The organism is Photorhabdus sp. RW14-46 (assembly GCF_963887965.1).
GTDB classification, from domain to species: domain Bacteria; phylum Pseudomonadota; class Gammaproteobacteria; order Enterobacterales; family Enterobacteriaceae; genus Photorhabdus; species Photorhabdus laumondii.
The window spans coordinates 35,808-54,836 of sequence record NZ_CAWPHH010000025.1; the positions used below are offsets into that span (position 1 = coordinate 35,808).

Sequence of the window (19,029 nt, forward strand, 5' to 3'; positions counted from 1 at the left end):
TACTGATGGCTAATGCAAGAGTACATTACGCATTAATGAGACTTTCAGCCGATATGCCAAACTGCTTATTCAGTTTCCGTATTATCACGGTTAAGTAGGGGAATATCCTGCATACATAACCCATTCAAGTTTGGGTTACGAACTGCAATATTCATGGTTTGCAAAATTTCGCGACTACAACCATTTTGGCTATCAAATTCTTTAACAAAAGTTAAAAAACCGGGAGATTAGTTCTGTTTACTTACTGATTCTGTCAGAAATTAAATAGCCATGATGCAGTTAATCACACAAATTATAAGGATTTATCACCCCCCAAAGGAGCACAACACTCACGATAACGATGTGACCGGGGTGAGCAAGTGCCATTAACAAAGAAGCAACTTGAAAGATAACGGGTATAGATTATCCAAATCATCATGATGACTTACATTATTTTTTATTAATTAAAAAACAGAAAAAAATCCTGTTACATAAAAAATTCACGACTTTTTGATATCAGGGCTATGGTCAATGTTGTATAACCTGATTATAGTGATTGATATCAAAACTCTTCATTAAGAGATTTGGGAAAATAAAAATTACCCAACAAGCTTATGCAAGAGCAAACTATTTCAGCGGCTTAGCTATACGAGATCGATAGAACCAATGAAGAATAATAAATTAATTCTATTTTGCGTCACATTAGGATGGTTGTTAATTAGCGGGTGCACCAGCATCATGACACATTCAGGGCCTAGCCGCGGTTATTATCCCGGAGCTAAAGCTAACATTGAAATGTTAAAAGACAAAGATACGGGTTGGGTAATGAAACCATTACTCGCGATTGATCTGCCTTTTTCTGCGCTATTAGATACTCTCTTATTACCTTATGACTATATAAAATCTGACGAAGATCAATCAACAAGTTCACCAAAAGAGCGAATTGAAAAAATAGAAAAAGCACAGCGTCAAACCAAAACCAATTAATTGATAATCCGTTCCGGTTTATTTATTGCCACCAGCGGAGAGTGAACTGACGGCAAATATATTTATTTCAATCCGGTTTCCACTAGGAAAATTTGCATATAACCATCGACTTCACGCATAAATGCAATATGATGACTATCCGGTGAAATCACCACCGCATCCGCAGCAGGCGCTTTTTCTGTACGCTTTGTCAAACGTTGCATCTGACCATTTTGTACATCGCACAGCATCACACTGTTATCACAAATAAAAGCAACAAACTGACCACTATTTTCCCAACTAAAAGCAGATTGAATGCCACAGTAACTCTGAGTTATTTGACGTAGCTCGCCACCATTTGGCGATATTGTCCACAATTGCACAATACCATTATCATCTTTCATTAGAAAACCAATCTGTTCACCATTCGGTGAAGCACGCAACCAGTGACGCGGGTTATTCACGACTCCCGGCCAGCGTTTGTGGCTGGTCAATGTCAAACGACGCTGCATTACACTGGCAGGCGGCGCAGGTAACGTTGTTTCCGTACCTTGCAGCGGTTTTTCCCCTGCTATCGCATAATCAGCATCCTGTTCAGGTAAATCAACGATATAGACTTCCGGTACTTTTTCCCCTGTTGCAGAAATAGTATCGCCAATAAATGCCAATGCCCAACGCTGCCAATTACCATCCGCTTTACGATATCCTGCTTGACCTACCCAACACTCTTCATAGGCGCGGTTAATATCATCACTGCCCGGCTCCGGCCGGAAAGTAGTAATACTAACCACAACGGAGAAATAGCTACCATCATATTCACGGGGATGGTGCTTAGGTGGTTCAACTGGTTTGAGGGGCACAGCCACGGCGATATTGCGCAAATCCAGCGCTGGATCAAGCTTATGCATAACATGGTCGTTATAAGTAAAACTTAGACGGCTACCATCCGGGCTGAATACATGAACGTGACTGCCTCCGCGCAACGCTCCCGGGGTATAAGGGGCAGTAATATCCATTGCATCCAGCGTAACCGCTTTTCCCGAAGAATCCTCACTGACAATGACGCCCCGACGGTGATGAAAGTCATAGTGCCATTGCTCATCTGGGCATTCTGGCCCATGAATAAACGCATATCGGACAGGTTCTGTTGGGCTGACTGTCACCACGCCAACATGAGCGCCCTCCTTTGCCTGATAGATAATTTCTGTTTTTCCACTCTGCACATGAATTTTTTCTATCGTTAAACCAGTAAAAGAAGCACCGTTGGGACGAACATCATAAGCTAACCATTGGCTGTCTGGTGTCCAGATATTAATATTAGTAAGCTGGTGGCTACGGTTATCTAACGTGATTTGCCGTTCCTGAAAGGCCATTTTATTATCCTTGCATCAGGTTTTTTCGGATAAATAATATTAATCCGAAATGGATGGAACTAAAAAATTTCAGTCGAGACTTTACCACTTCGACATTACTCTTACTTTTTTATGCTACGTACATTTCATTTCTATGTTACTAAGTGTTCTTTATATCATCGGTATTACTGCTGAAGCGATGACCGGGGCTTTAGCTGCGGGCCGCCGTAAAATGGATATGTTCGGCGTGATTATTATTGCTTCCGTAACGGCGATTGGCGGTGGCTCCGTTCGAGATATACTACTAGGGCATTATCCCCTCGGTTGGGTTAAGCATCCTGAATATATCGTCACCGTTGCCTGTGCCGCCGTAATCACCACTTGGGTTGCGCCGATGATGAAGCATTTGCGCCGCCTGTTTCTGATCCTTGATGCCATTGGCTTGATTGTCTTCTCCATTCTTGGCGCTCAGATTGCGTTGGATATGAGCTATGGCCCAATCATTGCTTCCATTGCGGCGGTTATTACCGGTGTTTTCGGTGGTGTGTTACGCGATATGTTGTGTAACACCATTCCGTTGGTTTTCCAGAAAGAGATCTATGCGGGTGTCTCCTTTACCGCCGCCTGGTTATATATTGGCTTACAGCACACACCGTTACCGCAAAACGGCATTGTTCTGATTACCCTGATCGCCGGTCTGACAGCAAGATTGGTTGCTATTCGCTACCGTCTTGGATTACCGGTCTTTAATTACGAACACTCCGATCACTGAACCATATCAGCGGGGTTAACTACGACCCCGTTTTCCCGGTCAAAACCCGTTATCCCTGCCACTGACAGTTTCTCTGCAATCGCTTTAATCTGCTTGTCATTGACAAAATCAGACAACTTTTTCAACTGCCCGACAGTAAGCTGTTGTTTTAATTGTGCCGCGGCTAATTTCTGCTCCAGTTGCTGCCAGTGATAAACATTATCAGACAGCTTATCCATATAAGGCACTCCAATCCCTTTCATCCAGTAGGAAAAAGGCTGATTTTTTGCCTTGCTGAATTGCGAATAAATAGCCTGTGCCCGTTTATCTCCGATTCCTGGTAAGTCCGCAATTTGTTGAGCTGAAAGCGCTAACCAACCGGTTAAATCAGTGACTAACTTCCGGTCGGTCAACATTACCCAACTACCGCTACTGACACCTGTCATTTGCAGATTTTCACCAAGCCATTTCAATCGTGCATTAAATTGTTGTTCACAACCCACCGTTAACGTCAAACAACTTAGTGCATGATAATGCTGCTTATCCGGTGGCTGAATATCCTGACGCTCTTTGATCCGCCATACCACCTGAGCTAATTTCGGGATACCATGGCCTGCCAATGTCAGCGTCACCTGATCCCCCGGTAATACATCCAACTGCCGCCAACGACGAACAGAACCAATATTGACTCTGCTTATCTGCCGATCATCCAGTTTCACTTTATCCAGCCCAAGAACCACTGAGATTTTGCCCGTTCTGCCAATAGTAAAATTAACTTCCCTGACTTGTGTAACCTGATGGCGTAAAGGGTGTTTCCATGCCACAGCCCAACTGTTAGATCCAGACCGCCACTGGTTTCCTTTAGGTTCAATTTCCTGTTTCAGCACGATACCGTCTGTAGCAAAAGGCATGGGTTGTTCAAAATAGTGCATCCGCAGTTTCTGCACCTGCTCTGGTTCCTCTATTTTATGACTGTAGCGAAGCGCCAATGGAAACCCCATATCTGCCAGTTTGCGCAATTTACTTTCCATCTCCGCAGGGCCATCCGGCCAGCTCCAGATAAACAAACCTATTTGTTTTAATTCTGACGAATGGTCCTTACGCATCATCAAACCCGCAACCCGATTACGAGCGCCATCACTCCCCAATAATTGCTGTCTATGCTCCTCTTTATGCAGAAAGAGTTCTCCTTGCAATACCAAATCAGGTGGAGCATTTTCTATATTCTGCGGAATATCGGGAATATATCGGCTTTTTGCTGTCCAATTTACCCCTTCGGCACCATTGCCCCGGCTGATTAATGAAACAAGTTTCCCGTTCTGATAAACCAATGTTACCGCTACACCATCAATCTTTGGCTGTAACCAGACAGGTAATCTACCGTGCAACCATCGGTTAATTTCCTGCTTGTCTTTCAGTTTACTTAATCCGGTATGAGCAACCGGATGAACAAGCTTATTATCAGGAAAAACTTCCACAGGAAAATCTGAATGGGGTGCTTGTTTCAGACAGAATTGCCAATGAGTCAGCTCCGACATTAATTGATCATAAACCTCATCATCGATCTCGCTGATCCCTTTCTGACGATAGAGCTGATCCCAGTGCGCCATCTGTTGCATCAAGCTGTTAGTTTCACGTTGTAATTTGTCCTGCGACCATTCGGGGCAATTCTTTTCTGTATTCGAAACAAAAATTTCAGCTGCAACTATCGGTGAACTGAAAACAATGAACAGAATTAATATCAATAAATTAAGCATCCGTTGCTCCTTGGCTATCCATGCATAACAACAAAATAGAGGATAAAGAGATGCTGTCCAAGGCAGAGATAATAACTTTGCGAAGCGCTTCGAAGAATAACTGCCTGAAATCCCAAGGTAGCGGACTTTTTCATACATTACACAGAGCGGATATTTATGGTGAAAGCCTGATGTATTTAATATTTGATTCAGGGCTGCCATCAACGATTCCCGCCCCAGAGGTTCTCATCGAAGACAGAGGTTTAATAACCGATAAACTTATCACATACGATAAGTTCAAGGGTCGATATTAAATATGCCACCCAAAATTCAGGCTCGTATCCTAAAAAGGATCTTGGTCTCGCTTATAAACGAATGAAAGAGGTTATAAAATGAGCAAATTAAAATCCCTAAAATCCAAAGCATTAGCTAACTCAGATGTAAAAGCTGAGTATGATGCGCTAGAGACAGAATTCGAGCTAATTAATACTTTATTACGCATGCGGCATGCTGCTGGTCTAACGCAAAACCAAGTTGCACAGCGTATGGGAACAAAAGAGGCGAATATTTCCAGGCTTGAAAAAGGAAACGGAAACCCAACACTTAAGACACTATTGAACTACGCCAGAGCTTGCAATTGTGAATTACATTTTGGCTTCAAAACAACTTAATCCAAACGATATAGAAAAGTACCTTCGGGTGTGCTTCATCAGCTTACGTTCGCCTTTACCGATGAGGATCGTCTCAACAGCACAAATGAGCATCAATTTGCTCGCTCCATTCGGTCCCGCAATAACCCATAGCTGAGGCCGATGCGTCACTCTTCCAAAACCTCAACTACCTGCTCGGTACCACTCATAAAACTAACCAGTTCCCTACGGCCACCTGGATATTCCTTAATAACCACCCCTGATGGAGTGTCAAACTCCGCATAATAAATTGGTTCACCAGCATTGAGGTGAGCACGCGCCTCTGAACCATCGTCATTTGCCAGTTGAGCATCAAAGATAGCCATAAAAGCGCGCTCTTGCGCCGGTGACATTTTTGCTAAATTTTGCAGTTCAAGCCTCATCGCTGTAACCCCTGTAATTTGCACCACAAACTTATGACAGATAAAACTAACTAATGAATATTAAGGTAACAACTGTCGATAAATCACACACCACAGTATGCAGTGTAAATTCCATTCATACTCCGAACAACCCTTATCAATAAATTAAGCATCCGTTGCTCCTTGGCTATCCATGCATAACAACAAAATAGAGGATAAAGAGATGATGTCCAAGGCAGAGATAATAACTTTGCGAAGCGGTTCGAAGAATAACTGCCTGAAATCCCAAGGTAGCGGACTTTTTTATATACTGCATAGAGCGGATATTTATGGTGAAAGCCTAAATCATTTAACTATTTATTGCATTTTAATTAATAATTAAATACACATGTTACTCTGAATACTTGCATATAAATAATTCTTGAGAACATTTATGGATATTACGACAAAAATATTAATAATTCTTTATTTTCTGTTTTACGATTAATTATTAGTAAATTAATTTACGTGTTAATATATTATTAACAACCATAATGATATATATTTCCTTTAAATCTCCCTGATCAAACTTCAACATTGTGAATTTTATAGCTTATTGATACAAAAGAAATTTAAAACGGATTAGAAAAATAGATTTACCATTAGTCTTAATTATTTTTTCCTATTATATTTAAAGAATAGACAACCTTATTCATATCAGTAGAAATGCAGCTTAACCCGCAAGGGATAGATTTCATGACATAGACTCCCTGTGGGAAAAGGTAAATTCGATATAACCTTCATTAGGAGAGTAATATGAATCAAAATAACGATTTCTCACCAAGTATGGATACCAACGACAATCCTATAAAACAATATTGGCAACCAGACAGGAATAGTGACGCTGATAATAATACGCCCATCGCCTCTACTAAAGAGGCAACTGCCATGTTATTACCAAATGGCAGAGTGATCGCTTGGGGAAATGGTCCTAGTAGTCAAATCCCGCCCGACATTGCTCAATTACAGGATATCGTTAGCTTGAGTGCAACAGATGATGCTTTTGCGGCACTACGGAAAAACCGGAGCGTGGTCGCTTGGGGAATCAAAAATGGGGGAGGTCAGGTTCCACCAGAAATTGCCCAATTGCGGGATATTGTCAGTATTAGTGCAATAGGTTCTGCTTTCGCAGCTCTACGATCAAACCGCAGCGTCGTCACCTGGGGATTCCAAGACTTAGGTGCTCAAATCCCACCAGAAATTATTCAATTGCAGGATATTGTCAGCATAAGAGCAACAAATTTTGCTTTTGCGGCTCTACGGGCAAATCACAGTGTTGTTACTTGGGGCGACCCATCTTCGGGTGGCAGTATTCCGTCGGAGATTGCCCAATTACAAGATATCGTCAGTCTGTGTACAACATCGAATGCTTTCGCGGCTCTACGGGCAGATCGCAGTGTGGTTGCCTGGGAAGGCAATAATATCAAAACTCCACCCGAAATTGCCGTATTGCAGGATATTACCAGTATAAGTGCAACAGAAACCGCATTTGCAGCCCTACGGATGAACGGTAGCGTCGTTGCCTGGGGATATGGCGATTATCAAGGCAATCAAGTCCCTTCCGGGATAACTCGATTACAAGATATCGTTAGCCTTAATGCATCAAGAAACTCATTCACAATAGTGCGAACCAATGGTCAGAGGGTAGGCTGGGGCTCTATTTACGACAATAAACTACATAATGAATATGATAGTTAGTTAATCCATTGAGCAGAAGTTTTACGGTACAGAAAAGGTAAATCCGATATGACCTTATTAGGAGAAGAAGATGAGCCAAAATAACGATTTCTCACCAAACATGGATACCCACGATAATTCTATAAAGTTATACCAGCAATTTGGGACATACGGTAATAGTAACTCCAACGACAAAATCTGCATCGTCCCTACGGCCTGGTCAACCGCCATGTTATTACCAAATGGCAGAGTGATCGCTTGGGGAGATGATGATGTCAGAAATATCCCACCCGAAATTGCTCAATTACAGGATATAGTCAACCTGACTTCAACAATCTCTGCTGTAGCCGCGCTGCGGGCAGACCGTAGCGTGGTCGCTTGGGGTGATCGAGACAACGGCGGCGAAGTCCCACCAGAAATTGCCAAATTACGGGATATTGTCAGTCTGAGTTCAACGTCGAGTGCTTTCGCCGCCCTGCGGGAAAACCGTAGTGTAGTCGCTTGGGGAGATCCAGATCAGAAAGCGCCAAATTGGGGAAGCCCAATCCCATCCGATATCGCTGAATTACAGGACATTGTCAGCCTAAGTTCAACATATTCTGCCTTCGCCGCCCTACGAGCGAATGGTAGTGTGGTCGCCTGGGGAAATCCATATCAAGGAGGGCAAGTCCCGTCTGACATTGCCCAATTAAAAGATATTGTCAGAATAAGTACAACTGCGAATACATTCGTGGCCCAGCGGGCGGATGATCAAGTCGTCTCCTGGGGTAAATATTCTGTACCTTCTAATATGAACTACAAGTATTTCGTCAGCCTAAGTTCAACATGGACTTCTTTCGCAGCCCTGCAAAAGGATGGCAGCGTGCTCGCTTGGGGAGATGGAGAATCAGGCGGCAGCGTCCCGACAGAAATTGCTAACTTAACGGACATTGTCAGCCTAAGTGCAACAGACAAAGCATTTGCTGCCCTGCGGGCAGACCGTAGTGTAGTTACCTGGGGTGATCCGAACTCTGGCGGTCAGGTACCACCCGAAATTGCCGCATTAAAGGATATAGTCAGCCTACATCCCGCAATAAGCTCACATCTAGCAAGAGGCTCATTCGCTGCCTTGAGGGCAAATCGCAGCGTAATCATCTGGGGGGCAAGTACCAGCATCCCACCCGAAATCGCCAACTTAACGGACATTGTCAGCCTAAGTGCAGCAAATGATGCGTTCGCTGCCCTAAGGGCAAATGGTAGCGTGGTCTCTTGGGGACACAGTGATCCAAGCGTCAAACTCCCATCTGGGATAGCCCGATTACAAGATATCGTCAGCCTAAGTACAACCGGTAAATCTTTCACAGTCTTACGACAGAATGGTCAGATATTAGCCTGGGATGTTGGTAACGATAATATAGTACATAGTGAATATGATGATTAATCCATTGTCATTATGAATGACTAAAAAACACGAAAACCAAGGCTGAACCATAATACCTCGGTTCAGCCTGTTGAGTATTCACTTTAAATCTCATCACACCCGCTCTCTGTTATTACTAACATTAACTTTCAAATAAAGATTAAAAGACTATGACTTTACGAAATAATTTGGGACGTAAATCCTAAAAACCCAAAAATAACTGACATTTTCATAAACAGGCTAGAGCGGATATTACAATAAACCCCTAGTGATTTTTCTTCCTTGCTTTACAGTTAATACTTAGCATATTAAGTTACATATTTACGTATTAATAAGAGTAGCCATAAAGATGTACATCCCCCCTAAATTCTGCCGCTCAAGTCTCATAATTTCAACCCTTACCACTTATAGATAAAAAAATAATCTGAAATCAACTACCAAAAAATTAATTTAGCATTAATCTTAAGTTATCAGCCGATAACTATTTCCTATTATCTTTTTTTAAAAATAATTGCTAATCTTATTTATGTCTTCGTAGCAATAGAAATTCAGCTTAACCCGCAAGGGATAGGTTTTATGGCATAGGTTCCCTGTAGGTAAAGGTAAATCCGATATAACCTTAAGTTAGGAGAGTAATATGAATCAAGACGATTTCTCCTCAAACATGAGTTCCAGCAATACTCTTACATGAACGAAACCGTGTAATAACAACCTGCACGGGTGACCCGATGCAGAGAATAATCATCTGAAAAAGGAGGGCCCTTAAAAGGCCAATACAATCTGGCCGGGACAGGGTTATCACAAAGAATGAAAATTTTTAATATGGCAACCGGGGAGCTATCCCCATCAGAGTATTATCAACCTAATCCTGCTGCACCCTCTTGGAACCCAACGTGGGCAATCAAAGCTCTCGGGCAACCGGTGATAAATGGGAAAGACAACAGGGGTAAGCCAATTCGTTACCCAGAATCACGTACCAGTCCCTTATTGAATGTCTTTCCGCCAGTAATAAATCGTAATTTTCCAAAGCCGAGAGTAGACGATATGACGCTGGAACAAGGCAGGTTCTGGATAAATGCACAAAACAGCATCTTCAAGGTCCCACGTGTGGTCACAGGCACGTATATCTGTCAGATGATTGCCGAACGTAAAGATGGACGTCCAGGGAAAGCCACAGCAATCCTCAAGACGGATGCTACCGTTGTAAATTATATACTCTACAGGTTCAAGGGAGACAAAAACGTTATGGAATCTAGCGTGAACGACCTGATTTACTCAGCAAACTGCCGAGGGACCGGATTTTCATGGGAGCGTAAACCCGAAGAGAAATTTGAATTGGAAAGTAAGTGGGAAAACGCGGCACTGACAATTAAAATGCAAGACACTTGCGATTGGATTTATGATGTTGCTTTCTGGACGCCACCAAGCAACAATCCAAATGGTCAGTTTAAAGACCCAGCCATCCTGAGACCTAATAGCCAACCTGGAGAAGCCAGATCCCTGTAATAACCCAGATAACCTATCTGGAATGAGAAGGCAGGTAGCAGCAATAAATAAAAATCTTTAACAGAACAACCGGGGAGTAATCCCCGGTTGAGCACTCAATGAATACAGTTGACATCCTCCCCGCCATAAAGAAGGTGTCGCAAAAGCTCATGTTATCCATTAAAATCTGCGCTCTTCCTTTAGGCGCAGATCTTTTATGACCTTATTCACTCGAAAACTGGAACCGTCTGCTTACACTAAACGTCATAGCGTATAACTTATCAAGGGCCGTTGCCCTGATATTATGGGCTATTTTTAGCTTGTCTGGGTTGTCAGTTCCAATAACAGGCAATAAATCTCTGTGGGTTTATTGTCAATGCTGGCCTTTTGCGACACCCTCTAATTTGAAATATTAGCTTACCTGCCCTCTGTTATTACCAAATTAAGTTACTCGTTCACGTAATAATAGTCATAAAGATGTATATCCCCGCTAAATCCCTCTGCCTAAATCTCATTATTACCACTCTTGTGATCTATCTGTGGAAAATAATCTAAAAACCACTACCAACAATCAGGTGTAGCATTAACCTAAGGTTATCAGCCGATAACTTTTTTCTATTAGATTTTTACTTAAATAATGTCTAATATTATTCATATCAGTAAAAATTCAGTTTAACCCGCAAGGGATAGGTTTTATGGCATAGGTTCCCCTGTGGGTAAAAGGTAAATCCAATATATACCCTATGGATTTCAAGATGCATCGCTATTCTGCACGCTACCCTCTGAGTTTTTGGGATACAAATAGCCAAGATTACATTGGCCGAGATGGTTTTCCATTCCGGTTTCAACTCAATAAATAATAGTCATATTGAATTATCTCATGTGTATCAGCCAGCAATAGCTGATAAGAGCCTATCTCAATAGGCGTAATTGTTGCAGGCAGTTTGAACACGGACAGCGCGGAAAAACCGGAGCGTACACGTAGTACGTGAGGATTTTGAGCACTGCCCAGGTTCAAAATGGCAAATAAAATAGCCCTATTGAGATAGGCAGTAAATCTAGCGGCAATAGTAATAGCAGAAAATGGTAGGCAAATATACCTAAAGGCTCGGAAAGCAACATAAAGTAATGCGGACAGTCAGTGCAAAGTGGTATTTGACTTGGGTTTCCTCCGATCAAGAGGAAGTGAATAAGAGCCGGAGTCCAGAGACTAATTGAACAAAACCTGTCATTAAGACAGATAACCTGTAGTGACGACCTGCACGGGTACCCGATGCAGGAAATAATAACTGGAAAAGGGGAATCTCTGAAAGGCCAATGTCATTTGGCCGGGACGGGATTACAGCAATAAATGAAAATTTCTCACGTAACAACTGGGGAACTATCCCCATCTGAATATCCCATGAATGCGGGTAACACATTCATCAACAGAATGAAACAGGATATTGGTCGGATAACGGCACATTACCGCCAGTGGCCGGTATGGATGATGTGCGTGTCTGTAGGGGCGCTCTTTTCCACCTCGGTATTCGCCGCTGCTACACCCAATTGGAACCCAAGTTGGGCAATCAAAGCTCTCGGGAATCCGGTGATAAATGGGCAAGACAACAACGGTAAGCCAATTCGTTACCCAGAAGTGGGTACCAGTACCTTATTGAATGTCTTTCCGACAGTAATAGATCATAATTTTCCAAAACCGATAGGAAAAGAGATGATGCTAAAAGACGGCATGTTCTGGGTTAGAGCACAATACAGAATCTTCAAGGTGCCACATGTGGTTACAGGTAAGTATACCTGTAAGATGGTTGCCAAACGTAAAGATAGATCTCCAGGGAAAGCCACAGTGACCCTCTATACGGATGCTATCGTTGTCAATCCAGACATCTACTGGTTCAAGGGAGACAAAAACGTTATGGAATCTAACGTGAACGACCTGACTTACACAGTAAACTGCCTAGGGACCGGATTTTCATGGGAGCGTAAACCCGAAGAGAAATTTGAATTGGAAAGTAAGTGGGAAAACGGGGTACCGTCAATTGAAATGCAAGACACCTGCAATTGGATTCATAATGTTGCTTTCTGGACACCACCAGACAACAATCCGAATAATAGGTTTAAAGACCCAGCCATCCAGAAACCTACTAGTACGGGCAGTACGGGCAGTGCTAACCTAGCGAAGCCAGATCCCTGTGATAACCCAGATAATATATCCGGGGTGAGAAAGGCAGATAGCCGTAATAAATAAAAATCGTTAATAGAACAACCGGGGAGTAATCCCCGGTTGAGCACTCGAAGTACATTGGAAATAGATAACCCGTTTCCATAACAGTCAGTTTTTACGTAAACCATTTAAATATTACCATTCGAACATTAATTCCTCCAGACCTGCCTCATTCACGCTTAACCCTATTATTTATTTACTCGTTCGCGTTACTCTTTCAATACTTTCATTCGTATGACATCTCAATGTATGTGATATTTTCTTTACCGGAATACATCCACCAAATTATCAACCAATCACTTTTTTCTACTATCTTTCTATGCAAATAACAGGTAATGTTATTCAGTGAAAATATAGATCCGGCTTAACTCACAAGAGTAGGTTTTACCTTATCGGTAGAAATACCGCCAGTAAAAACTGACGGCAGATAAGAGCTAAAATCCAATGAGGTAACGTGTAGTGACAGCTTGCACGGGTACCCAGATACAGAAAATAATAATCGGAAAAAGGAGAATCTCTGAAAGGTCGATATAATTTAACCGGGAGGGGATTACAGCAATAAATGAAAACTTCTAAAGAATATTATGTTCATACGTATACACAACCTAGTCGACCTCAAATCACGAGTAACCCTCAAATCATAGACTGGGTTCCAGAGAAAGCCATTTTAGCTCTCGGAAACCCGAAGATATATGGAAAAGAGAATAACGATAAATTGGTTCGTTATCCAGAAAGTGGGACAAGTACCTTAGTCTTTCCTAAAGGTGATCCACATTTCGATTTTCCAGGGACACGTTTACCTGATACCGCAGTGTTAAAAGATATGATGTTCTGGATTAAAACGAAAAACCGAATCTTCATTGTTCCACATGTTGTTACAGGAAAGTACACTTGTGAGATAATAGCCTCCCGCAAAGATGGCCAGCCAGGAAAGGCCACCATAACACTTTATACGGATGCAATCGTTGAAAATAATGAGCCCCAATGGTTCAAAGGGGACAGTAACGTAATGGAGTCTAAGCTACTCGATCTGTGTTACGAAGTATCTTGCGAAGGAACGGGTTTTTCATGGCAGCGAAAACCTGAAGAGCAAGTTCAATTCGAAAATAACTGGGAAAATGGGGTGCCGTTAATTATAATGCAAGACAGCCAAGATATGCAAAATGTGATCTATAGCCTTGTGCTCTGGTCTGCACCCGTTGATTTAAATCCCAATTTTAAAGATCCTGCCATTCTTTTACCCAATGAATAAAATAATAACCAGCAGAAACTAAGAGCCTATCTCAATAGGCGTAATTGTTGCAGACAGTTTGAACACGGACAGCGCGGAAAAACCGGAGCGTACACGTAGTACGTGAGGATTTTGAGCACTGCCCAGGTTCAAAATGGCAAATAAAATAGCTCTATTGGGATAGGCAGTAAGAGTAAAGGTCATTTATCTGGAATGAAGCGATAGCAACACAATGAAAATCTTTAACCAGACAACCGGGGAACAATCCCCGGTTGAGTATCCAATGAATACGGATAATATACTGAGTTATCATTCACCTTGTTTTTTATCAATCTGAAATATCACAATATTCAATTCCAGTTATTATACTGATTTTCCAATAAAAATTAAAAAAGCGATAACTTCTCACTTCAAATGAGAAGTAAATAACCAATTACTGTAACTGTTAATATTTACACTAACCATTTAATATCATGACGTCGGGTTTAACTCTTCTGAGTCACATCATTCACGTTCAATCACATTATTCGTTTACTTTTTCATGTTATCCTTTCAATACTTTCATTCGTATAACACCTCAATTTATGTGATATTTTCTTTACTGGAATACATCCACAAAATTATAAACTGATCGTGTTTTTCTATTATCTTTTTATTCAAATAACAGGTAATGTTACCCAGTGGCAATATAAATCTAGCTTAACTCGCGATAAACCAATTTTATCTTATAGGTAAAAGCAAACCCAATATTAACCTTATTTAGGAGAGCCAATATGAACCAAAATGACCATCTCTCATCAAACATGGCTACCGGTGATCGTTTTATCCAGCAAAACCTAAAATCAGGCAGAGAAAGTCACTCTGGTGGCAATACCTCCATCATCTCTATTGAATCGACAACCGTCATGTTATTGCAAAATGGCAGAGTGATCACTTGGGGGAAAAACTCAGATGATAATCAAGTCCCGCCACCAATTGCCGAATTTGCCGAATTGCAGGATATTGTCAGCATAAGTGCAACAAAATCTGCATTTTCAGCCTTGCGGGCAGATGGCAGCGTGTCTATCTGGGGTTCACTCCTCAATGACCTACTCCCGCCACAATCAAAAGTGGATAAGATGAAGAATATTGTCAGTGTGAGTGCAATTCCAATAAGAGATGTTTTCACGGGCCTACGGGCGGACGGCAGCATAGCCTCTTGGGGAGCAGTGGATTTTTTAAACACGGCTCTGCCAAGAATGTGTGGATTATCGCTACACAATATCATCAGCCTAAGCGCAACAGAGCAATCTTTTGCCGCCTTACGGGCAGATGGCAGCGTCGTCTCCTGGGGATTGGATTTTTTGCCAACCCCACCCGAAATTGCCGCATTAAAGGATATTGTCAGCCTAAGTTCAACAAATAATACTTTCGTGGCCTTACGAGCGAACGGCAGCGTTGTCTCTTGGGGTGTGGAAATTATCCCGCCAGAAATCGCCAAATTACAAGATATCGTTAGCATAACTACCAATTATAATTATGCCGCCGCCCTACGGGCAGACCACAGCGTCGTTTCCTGGTGGGGAATAGTGGTTCCACCCGAAATTGCCGCATTAAAGGATATTGTCAGTTTAAGTGCCACACCGTATGCCTTTGCCGCCTTGCGAGCCGACCGCAGTGTGGTTGCCTGGGGAGATATAGACATTGGCGGAACATTACCACTTAAGATTGCTCAACTGAACGATATCGTCAGCCTGAGTGCAGCAGATTGTGCTTTCGCAGCTCTGCGGGCAGATGGCAGCGTCGTTGCCTGGGGACAACCAAGTCGCGGTGGTTATGTGCCACCGGAAATTGCTAAGTTGAAGGATATCGTTAGCCTGAGTGCATCACACTCTGCATTTGCAGCCTTGCGAGCAGATGGCCGCAGTGTAGGTTGGGGAGGAGGAGATACCAAAGCACATGGTGAATACAATTAATCAGTAAATGTGTTTTTTAGCAGGAGAGACGCTGGCCTGAAAATTGAGTTAATCCTCATAATCTCTTCACCTGTTATGAACGGATTAACACACTACGCTGACCGCCAGCAAATCAAATACCGCAATACAGGTGCTTACACCCTTTAAGCAGAAACCCAGTTTGATGGGGAAGAAATAGGTTTTGCGGCGCAGAATTCCTACAAATAAATCCGACACAGCCTATCAGGAGAGTGATATGAATCAACATAACGAGTTCTCATTCAGCACAGAGACCAAAGACACTTTTATCAAACAACGATCTGGAAGAAAAACTATCAGCTATGGTAGCAATGACGTCATAGACTCTAATGACTTTGGAACCGCCATATTATTACAGAATGGCCATATCGTTGCCTGGGGGGATGCGCGCTACGGTGGCGAAATCCCACCTGAAATTGCTCAACTGAGCGATATTGTCAGTTTAAGTGCAACAAGTGGTGCTTTCGCCGCCTTGCGAGCCGACCTCAGCGTCGTTGCCTGGGGGGATGCGGGCTACGGTGGCAAAATCCCACCTAAGATTGCTGAACTGAACGATATTGTCAGTTTAAGTGCCACACAATACGCCTTTGCCGCCCTGCGAGCCGACCGTAGCGTCGTTAATTGGGGGAATAATTTCGACGGTGGCAAAGCCCCACCTGAAATTGCTCAACTGAACGATATTGTCAGTTTAAGTACCACACAATACTCCTTTACCGCCTTGCGAGCCGACCGTAGCGTCGTTACTTGGAGCAATGAGCACTACAGTGGCAAACTCCCACCTGATATTGCTCAACTGAACGATATTGTCAGTTTAAGTTCAGCATATGATAGTTTCGTCGCCTTGCGAGCCGACCGCAGCGTTATTGCTTGGGCCGGTAGTTATAATTATGTCCCATCAGACATGGCTCAGCTGAATGATATTGTCAGTTTAAGTGCAAATAATGATGCTTTCGCTGCCCTACGGGCAAACCGCAGCGTTGTTGCCTGGGGAGGGGGTTATAGCGGTAATGTCCCATCAGACATTGCTCAGCTGAATGATATTGTCAGTTTAAGTGCAAATGATGATGCTTTCGCTGCCCTACGGGCAAACCGCAGCGTTGTTGTTTGGGGAAGGAGTGATAGGAATGATGTCCCATCAAAAATTGCTCGGCTGAATGATATTGTCAGCCTAAGTTCGACAAATTCTGCTTTCTCGGCCTTACGGGCAAACCGTAGTGTCGTTGCTTGGGGAGATCTAGATAATGGTGGCATACTCCCACTCGATATTGCTCAACTGAACGATATCGTCGGCCTGAGTGCAACAAATTCTGCTTTCGCGGCCCTGCGGGCAGACCGTAGTGTCGTTGCCTGGGGGAAGCCAAGTACCGGTGGGTTTGTTCCACCCGAAATCGCTAAATTGCAGGATATTGTCAGCGTAGACTCATCGGGGAGCGCCTTTACGGCTTTGCGAACAAATGGCAAACGAGTTGGCTGGGGAGGCGGGGATATTAAAGCACATGGTGAATACGATTAATTGCCGATTAAGCCATACTCTTTCATTGTAACCCGGTGACTGCTCCCCGCCGTAAAAAAACAGCGAGGCTTCCCACTTCTCAGGCCGCAACCGTCTTTATGACGGATTTACGCTGGCCTCCGTGGGCAGAAACGACAAGTCCCGCCGCCTGTAATGCTGTTATGCCCTTGCGCTGGATGTTGATCGCCGCATTGATATCGCGGTCATGTTCGACTCAACAGAAAGGGCATTGCCAGATCCGCCCGCTCATGGACTGCCGCCAGACGTAATCGGGCCTTGCCGCGGTTAGCACTGCCCTTTTAAGACAGTAAAAACGCTCAAAATAACGCGCTTTTTCATCTCAATGCGTCGGATATTATAGTGCTTCTTAACAATTAAAACTCCTTGAGAAATTAGCCATCGGCGGAACTCACTGTATTTCATCCATGCCTCCTTTTCGACCAAGCGATGGTGACACATAAAACAGCAAATACACCATTTTTGTTTCATTCAACAACAGTTGTGATAATACATAGAGCAAAATTTTAACTAAAGAAGTCAACCCTTGGCGATACAAAATATCCATTGGCAATTTTTCCCCTAAGAAAATTTCGGCGGAAATGCATCGGCAACGCGACATGTGTGAATGGGTACGTGTATACTGTTATAAGAATTTTATTCTGCCTTATTTAATTATTATCCAATCAACCAAGATACCACCATGATCCAAGGCACGTTATATATTGTCTCCGCGCCAAGCGGAGCGGGTAAATCAAGCCTGATTCAGGCTTTGTTAAAGACTCAACCTCTGTATGATACTCAGGTTTCTGTTTCCCATACCACACGTGCAATGCGTCCCGGAGAGAATCAGGGTGAACACTATTTCTTTGTCACGGAAGAAGTATTTCGTCAGATGATCAGTAACCATGAATTTCTGGAACACGCCCGTGTTTTTGATAATTATTACGGTACATCCCGGAAAATGATTGAAGACACCCTTGCCAGTGGGGTTGATGTTTTTCTTGATATCGATTGGCAAGGAGCGCAGCAGATCCGCAAACAAATGCCCTCTGCCCGCAGCATTTTTATCCTGCCGCCGTCAAAAGAAGAGCTCTGTCGCCGTCTGCGCGGTCGAGGGCAGGATAGTGAAGATATTATTGAAAAACGCATGGATCAAGCCGTTGCAGAAATGGTTCACTATAACGAGTATGATTATTTAATCGTTAATGATGATTTCAATACTGCATTGGCCGATCTGCACACCATCATCCGTTCAGAACGCCTGCATCGGGAGCGCCAGGCACAACGGCATGATGCTTTAATCAGCAAATTATTGGCAGACTGAACCAAGTTTCAGTATGATGCCCAGTCATTTCTTTACCTGTGGAGTCGCACACATATGGCACGCGTAACTGTTCAAGACGCTGTAGAAAAAATTGGTAACCGTTTTGACCTGGTGTTGGTCGCCGCTCGTCGAGCACGTCAACTGCAAACAGGAGGTAAAGATCCTCTGGTTGCTGAAGAGAACGATAAAGTCACGGTTATCGCTCTGCGTGAAGTGGAAGAGGGCCTGATCAACGGTAAAATTCTGGACGTACGTGAACGCCAGGAACAACAAGAGCAGGAAGCCGCAGAAATGCAGGCGGTTTCCGCTATCGCGGAAAGTCGTCGTTAATC

Annotated in this window: 15 protein-coding genes and 1 pseudogene; 12 read left to right on the forward strand and 4 right to left on the reverse strand. The window is 43.1% G+C overall.

The window, feature by feature from the left end; translation table 11 throughout:
• The first annotated feature begins 645 nt into the window (after positions 1 to 645).
• The gene (locus AACQ38_RS17510) at positions 646 to 966 is read left to right on the forward strand and encodes a YceK/YidQ family lipoprotein (protein ID WP_011144687.1); all 321 of its coding nucleotides are present in this window, start codon (positions 646 to 648) and stop codon (positions 964 to 966) included.
• A gap of 62 nt (positions 967 to 1,028) precedes the next feature.
• Here AACQ38_RS17510 and AACQ38_RS17515 read toward each other — a convergent pair whose 3' ends face one another.
• Positions 1,029 to 2,318 carry a DUF3748 domain-containing protein gene (locus tag AACQ38_RS17515; protein WP_165578694.1) on the reverse strand — a complete coding sequence of 430 codons (1,290 nt, stop codon included), beginning with the start codon at positions 2,316 to 2,318 and terminating at the stop codon, positions 1,029 to 1,031.
• Positions 2,319 to 2,451: 133 nt separating this feature from the next.
• On the opposite strand from AACQ38_RS17515, the gene AACQ38_RS17520 reads away from it, so the two are divergent.
• Positions 2,452 to 3,069 carry a trimeric intracellular cation channel family protein gene (locus AACQ38_RS17520; protein WP_113026531.1) on the forward strand — a complete coding sequence of 206 codons (618 nt, stop codon included), beginning with the start codon at positions 2,452 to 2,454 and terminating at the stop codon, positions 3,067 to 3,069.
• Here AACQ38_RS17520 and ligB read toward each other — a convergent pair.
• Positions 3,063 to 5,006, reverse strand: a complete 1,944-nt coding sequence (gene ligB, locus AACQ38_RS17525; protein ID WP_242685618.1) for an NAD-dependent DNA ligase LigB — start codon at positions 5,004 to 5,006, stop codon at positions 3,063 to 3,065. The genes AACQ38_RS17520 and ligB overlap by 7 nt on opposite strands.
• A gap of 170 nt (positions 5,007 to 5,176) precedes the next feature.
• Between ligB and AACQ38_RS17530 the strand changes: the two genes are divergently transcribed.
• A complete protein-coding gene (locus tag AACQ38_RS17530; RefSeq protein WP_165578695.1) occupies positions 5,177 to 5,455 on the forward strand; it encodes a helix-turn-helix domain-containing protein in 279 nt (92 codons plus the stop codon).
• Positions 5,456 to 5,601: 146 nt separating this feature from the next.
• On the opposite strand, the gene AACQ38_RS17535 is transcribed toward AACQ38_RS17530, so the two are convergent.
• Positions 5,602 to 5,856: a hypothetical protein gene (locus AACQ38_RS17535; protein ID WP_165578696.1), complete on the reverse strand. Its 255-nt coding sequence runs from the start codon at positions 5,854 to 5,856 to the stop codon at positions 5,602 to 5,604.
• Positions 5,857 to 6,630: 774 nt separating this feature from the next.
• On the opposite strand from AACQ38_RS17535, the gene AACQ38_RS17540 reads away from it, so the two are divergent.
• From AACQ38_RS17540 to AACQ38_RS17570, 7 genes are all read left to right on the forward strand, one after another.
• Positions 6,631 to 7,572 (forward strand): RCC1 domain-containing protein, encoded by a 942-nt coding sequence (locus AACQ38_RS17540; protein ID WP_165578697.1) that lies wholly within the window; start codon positions 6,631 to 6,633, stop codon positions 7,570 to 7,572.
• Positions 7,573 to 7,642: 70 nt separating this feature from the next.
• Positions 7,643 to 8,971: an RCC1 domain-containing protein gene (locus AACQ38_RS17545; protein ID WP_165578698.1), complete on the forward strand. Its 1,329-nt coding sequence runs from the start codon at positions 7,643 to 7,645 to the stop codon at positions 8,969 to 8,971.
• Between the two features lie 786 nt (positions 8,972 to 9,757).
• Entirely contained in the window at positions 9,758 to 10,456 is a 699-nt protein-coding gene (locus tag AACQ38_RS17550; protein ID WP_165578699.1) for a hypothetical protein, read from the forward strand.
• 1,330 nt (positions 10,457 to 11,786) lie between these two features.
• On the forward strand, positions 11,787 to 12,680 hold the full coding sequence (locus tag AACQ38_RS17555; RefSeq protein ID WP_242685619.1) for a hypothetical protein: 894 nt from the start codon (positions 11,787 to 11,789) through the stop codon (positions 12,678 to 12,680).
• Positions 12,681 to 13,218: 538 nt separating this feature from the next.
• Positions 13,219 to 13,908, forward strand: coding sequence for a hypothetical protein (locus AACQ38_RS17560; RefSeq protein WP_109791270.1), 690 nt, complete (start codon positions 13,219 to 13,221; stop codon positions 13,906 to 13,908).
• A 752-nt stretch (positions 13,909 to 14,660) separates the two neighbouring features.
• A complete protein-coding gene (locus AACQ38_RS17565; RefSeq protein ID WP_165578700.1) occupies positions 14,661 to 15,842 on the forward strand; it encodes a hypothetical protein in 1,182 nt (393 codons plus the stop codon).
• 235 nt (positions 15,843 to 16,077) lie between these two features.
• Positions 16,078 to 17,373: an RCC1 domain-containing protein gene (locus AACQ38_RS17570; protein ID WP_165578701.1), complete on the forward strand. Its 1,296-nt coding sequence runs from the start codon at positions 16,078 to 16,080 to the stop codon at positions 17,371 to 17,373.
• Positions 17,374 to 17,452: 79 nt separating this feature from the next.
• Here AACQ38_RS17570 and AACQ38_RS17575 read toward each other — a convergent pair.
• Positions 17,453 to 17,614, reverse strand: a pseudogene (locus AACQ38_RS17575) (zinc ribbon domain-containing protein); the annotation flags it as partial.
• Between the two features lie 459 nt (positions 17,615 to 18,073).
• Between AACQ38_RS17575 and gmk the strand changes: the two are divergent.
• Together gmk and rpoZ are read left to right on the forward strand one after the other, a co-directional pair.
• Positions 18,074 to 18,697 (forward strand): guanylate kinase, encoded by a 624-nt coding sequence (gene gmk, locus AACQ38_RS17580; protein ID WP_165578702.1) that lies wholly within the window; start codon positions 18,074 to 18,076, stop codon positions 18,695 to 18,697.
• Between the two features lie 54 nt (positions 18,698 to 18,751).
• The gene (gene rpoZ / locus AACQ38_RS17585) at positions 18,752 to 19,027 is read left to right on the forward strand and encodes a DNA-directed RNA polymerase subunit omega (protein ID WP_011144672.1); all 276 of its coding nucleotides are present in this window, start codon (positions 18,752 to 18,754) and stop codon (positions 19,025 to 19,027) included.
• Positions 19,028 to 19,029 lie beyond the last annotated feature (2 nt).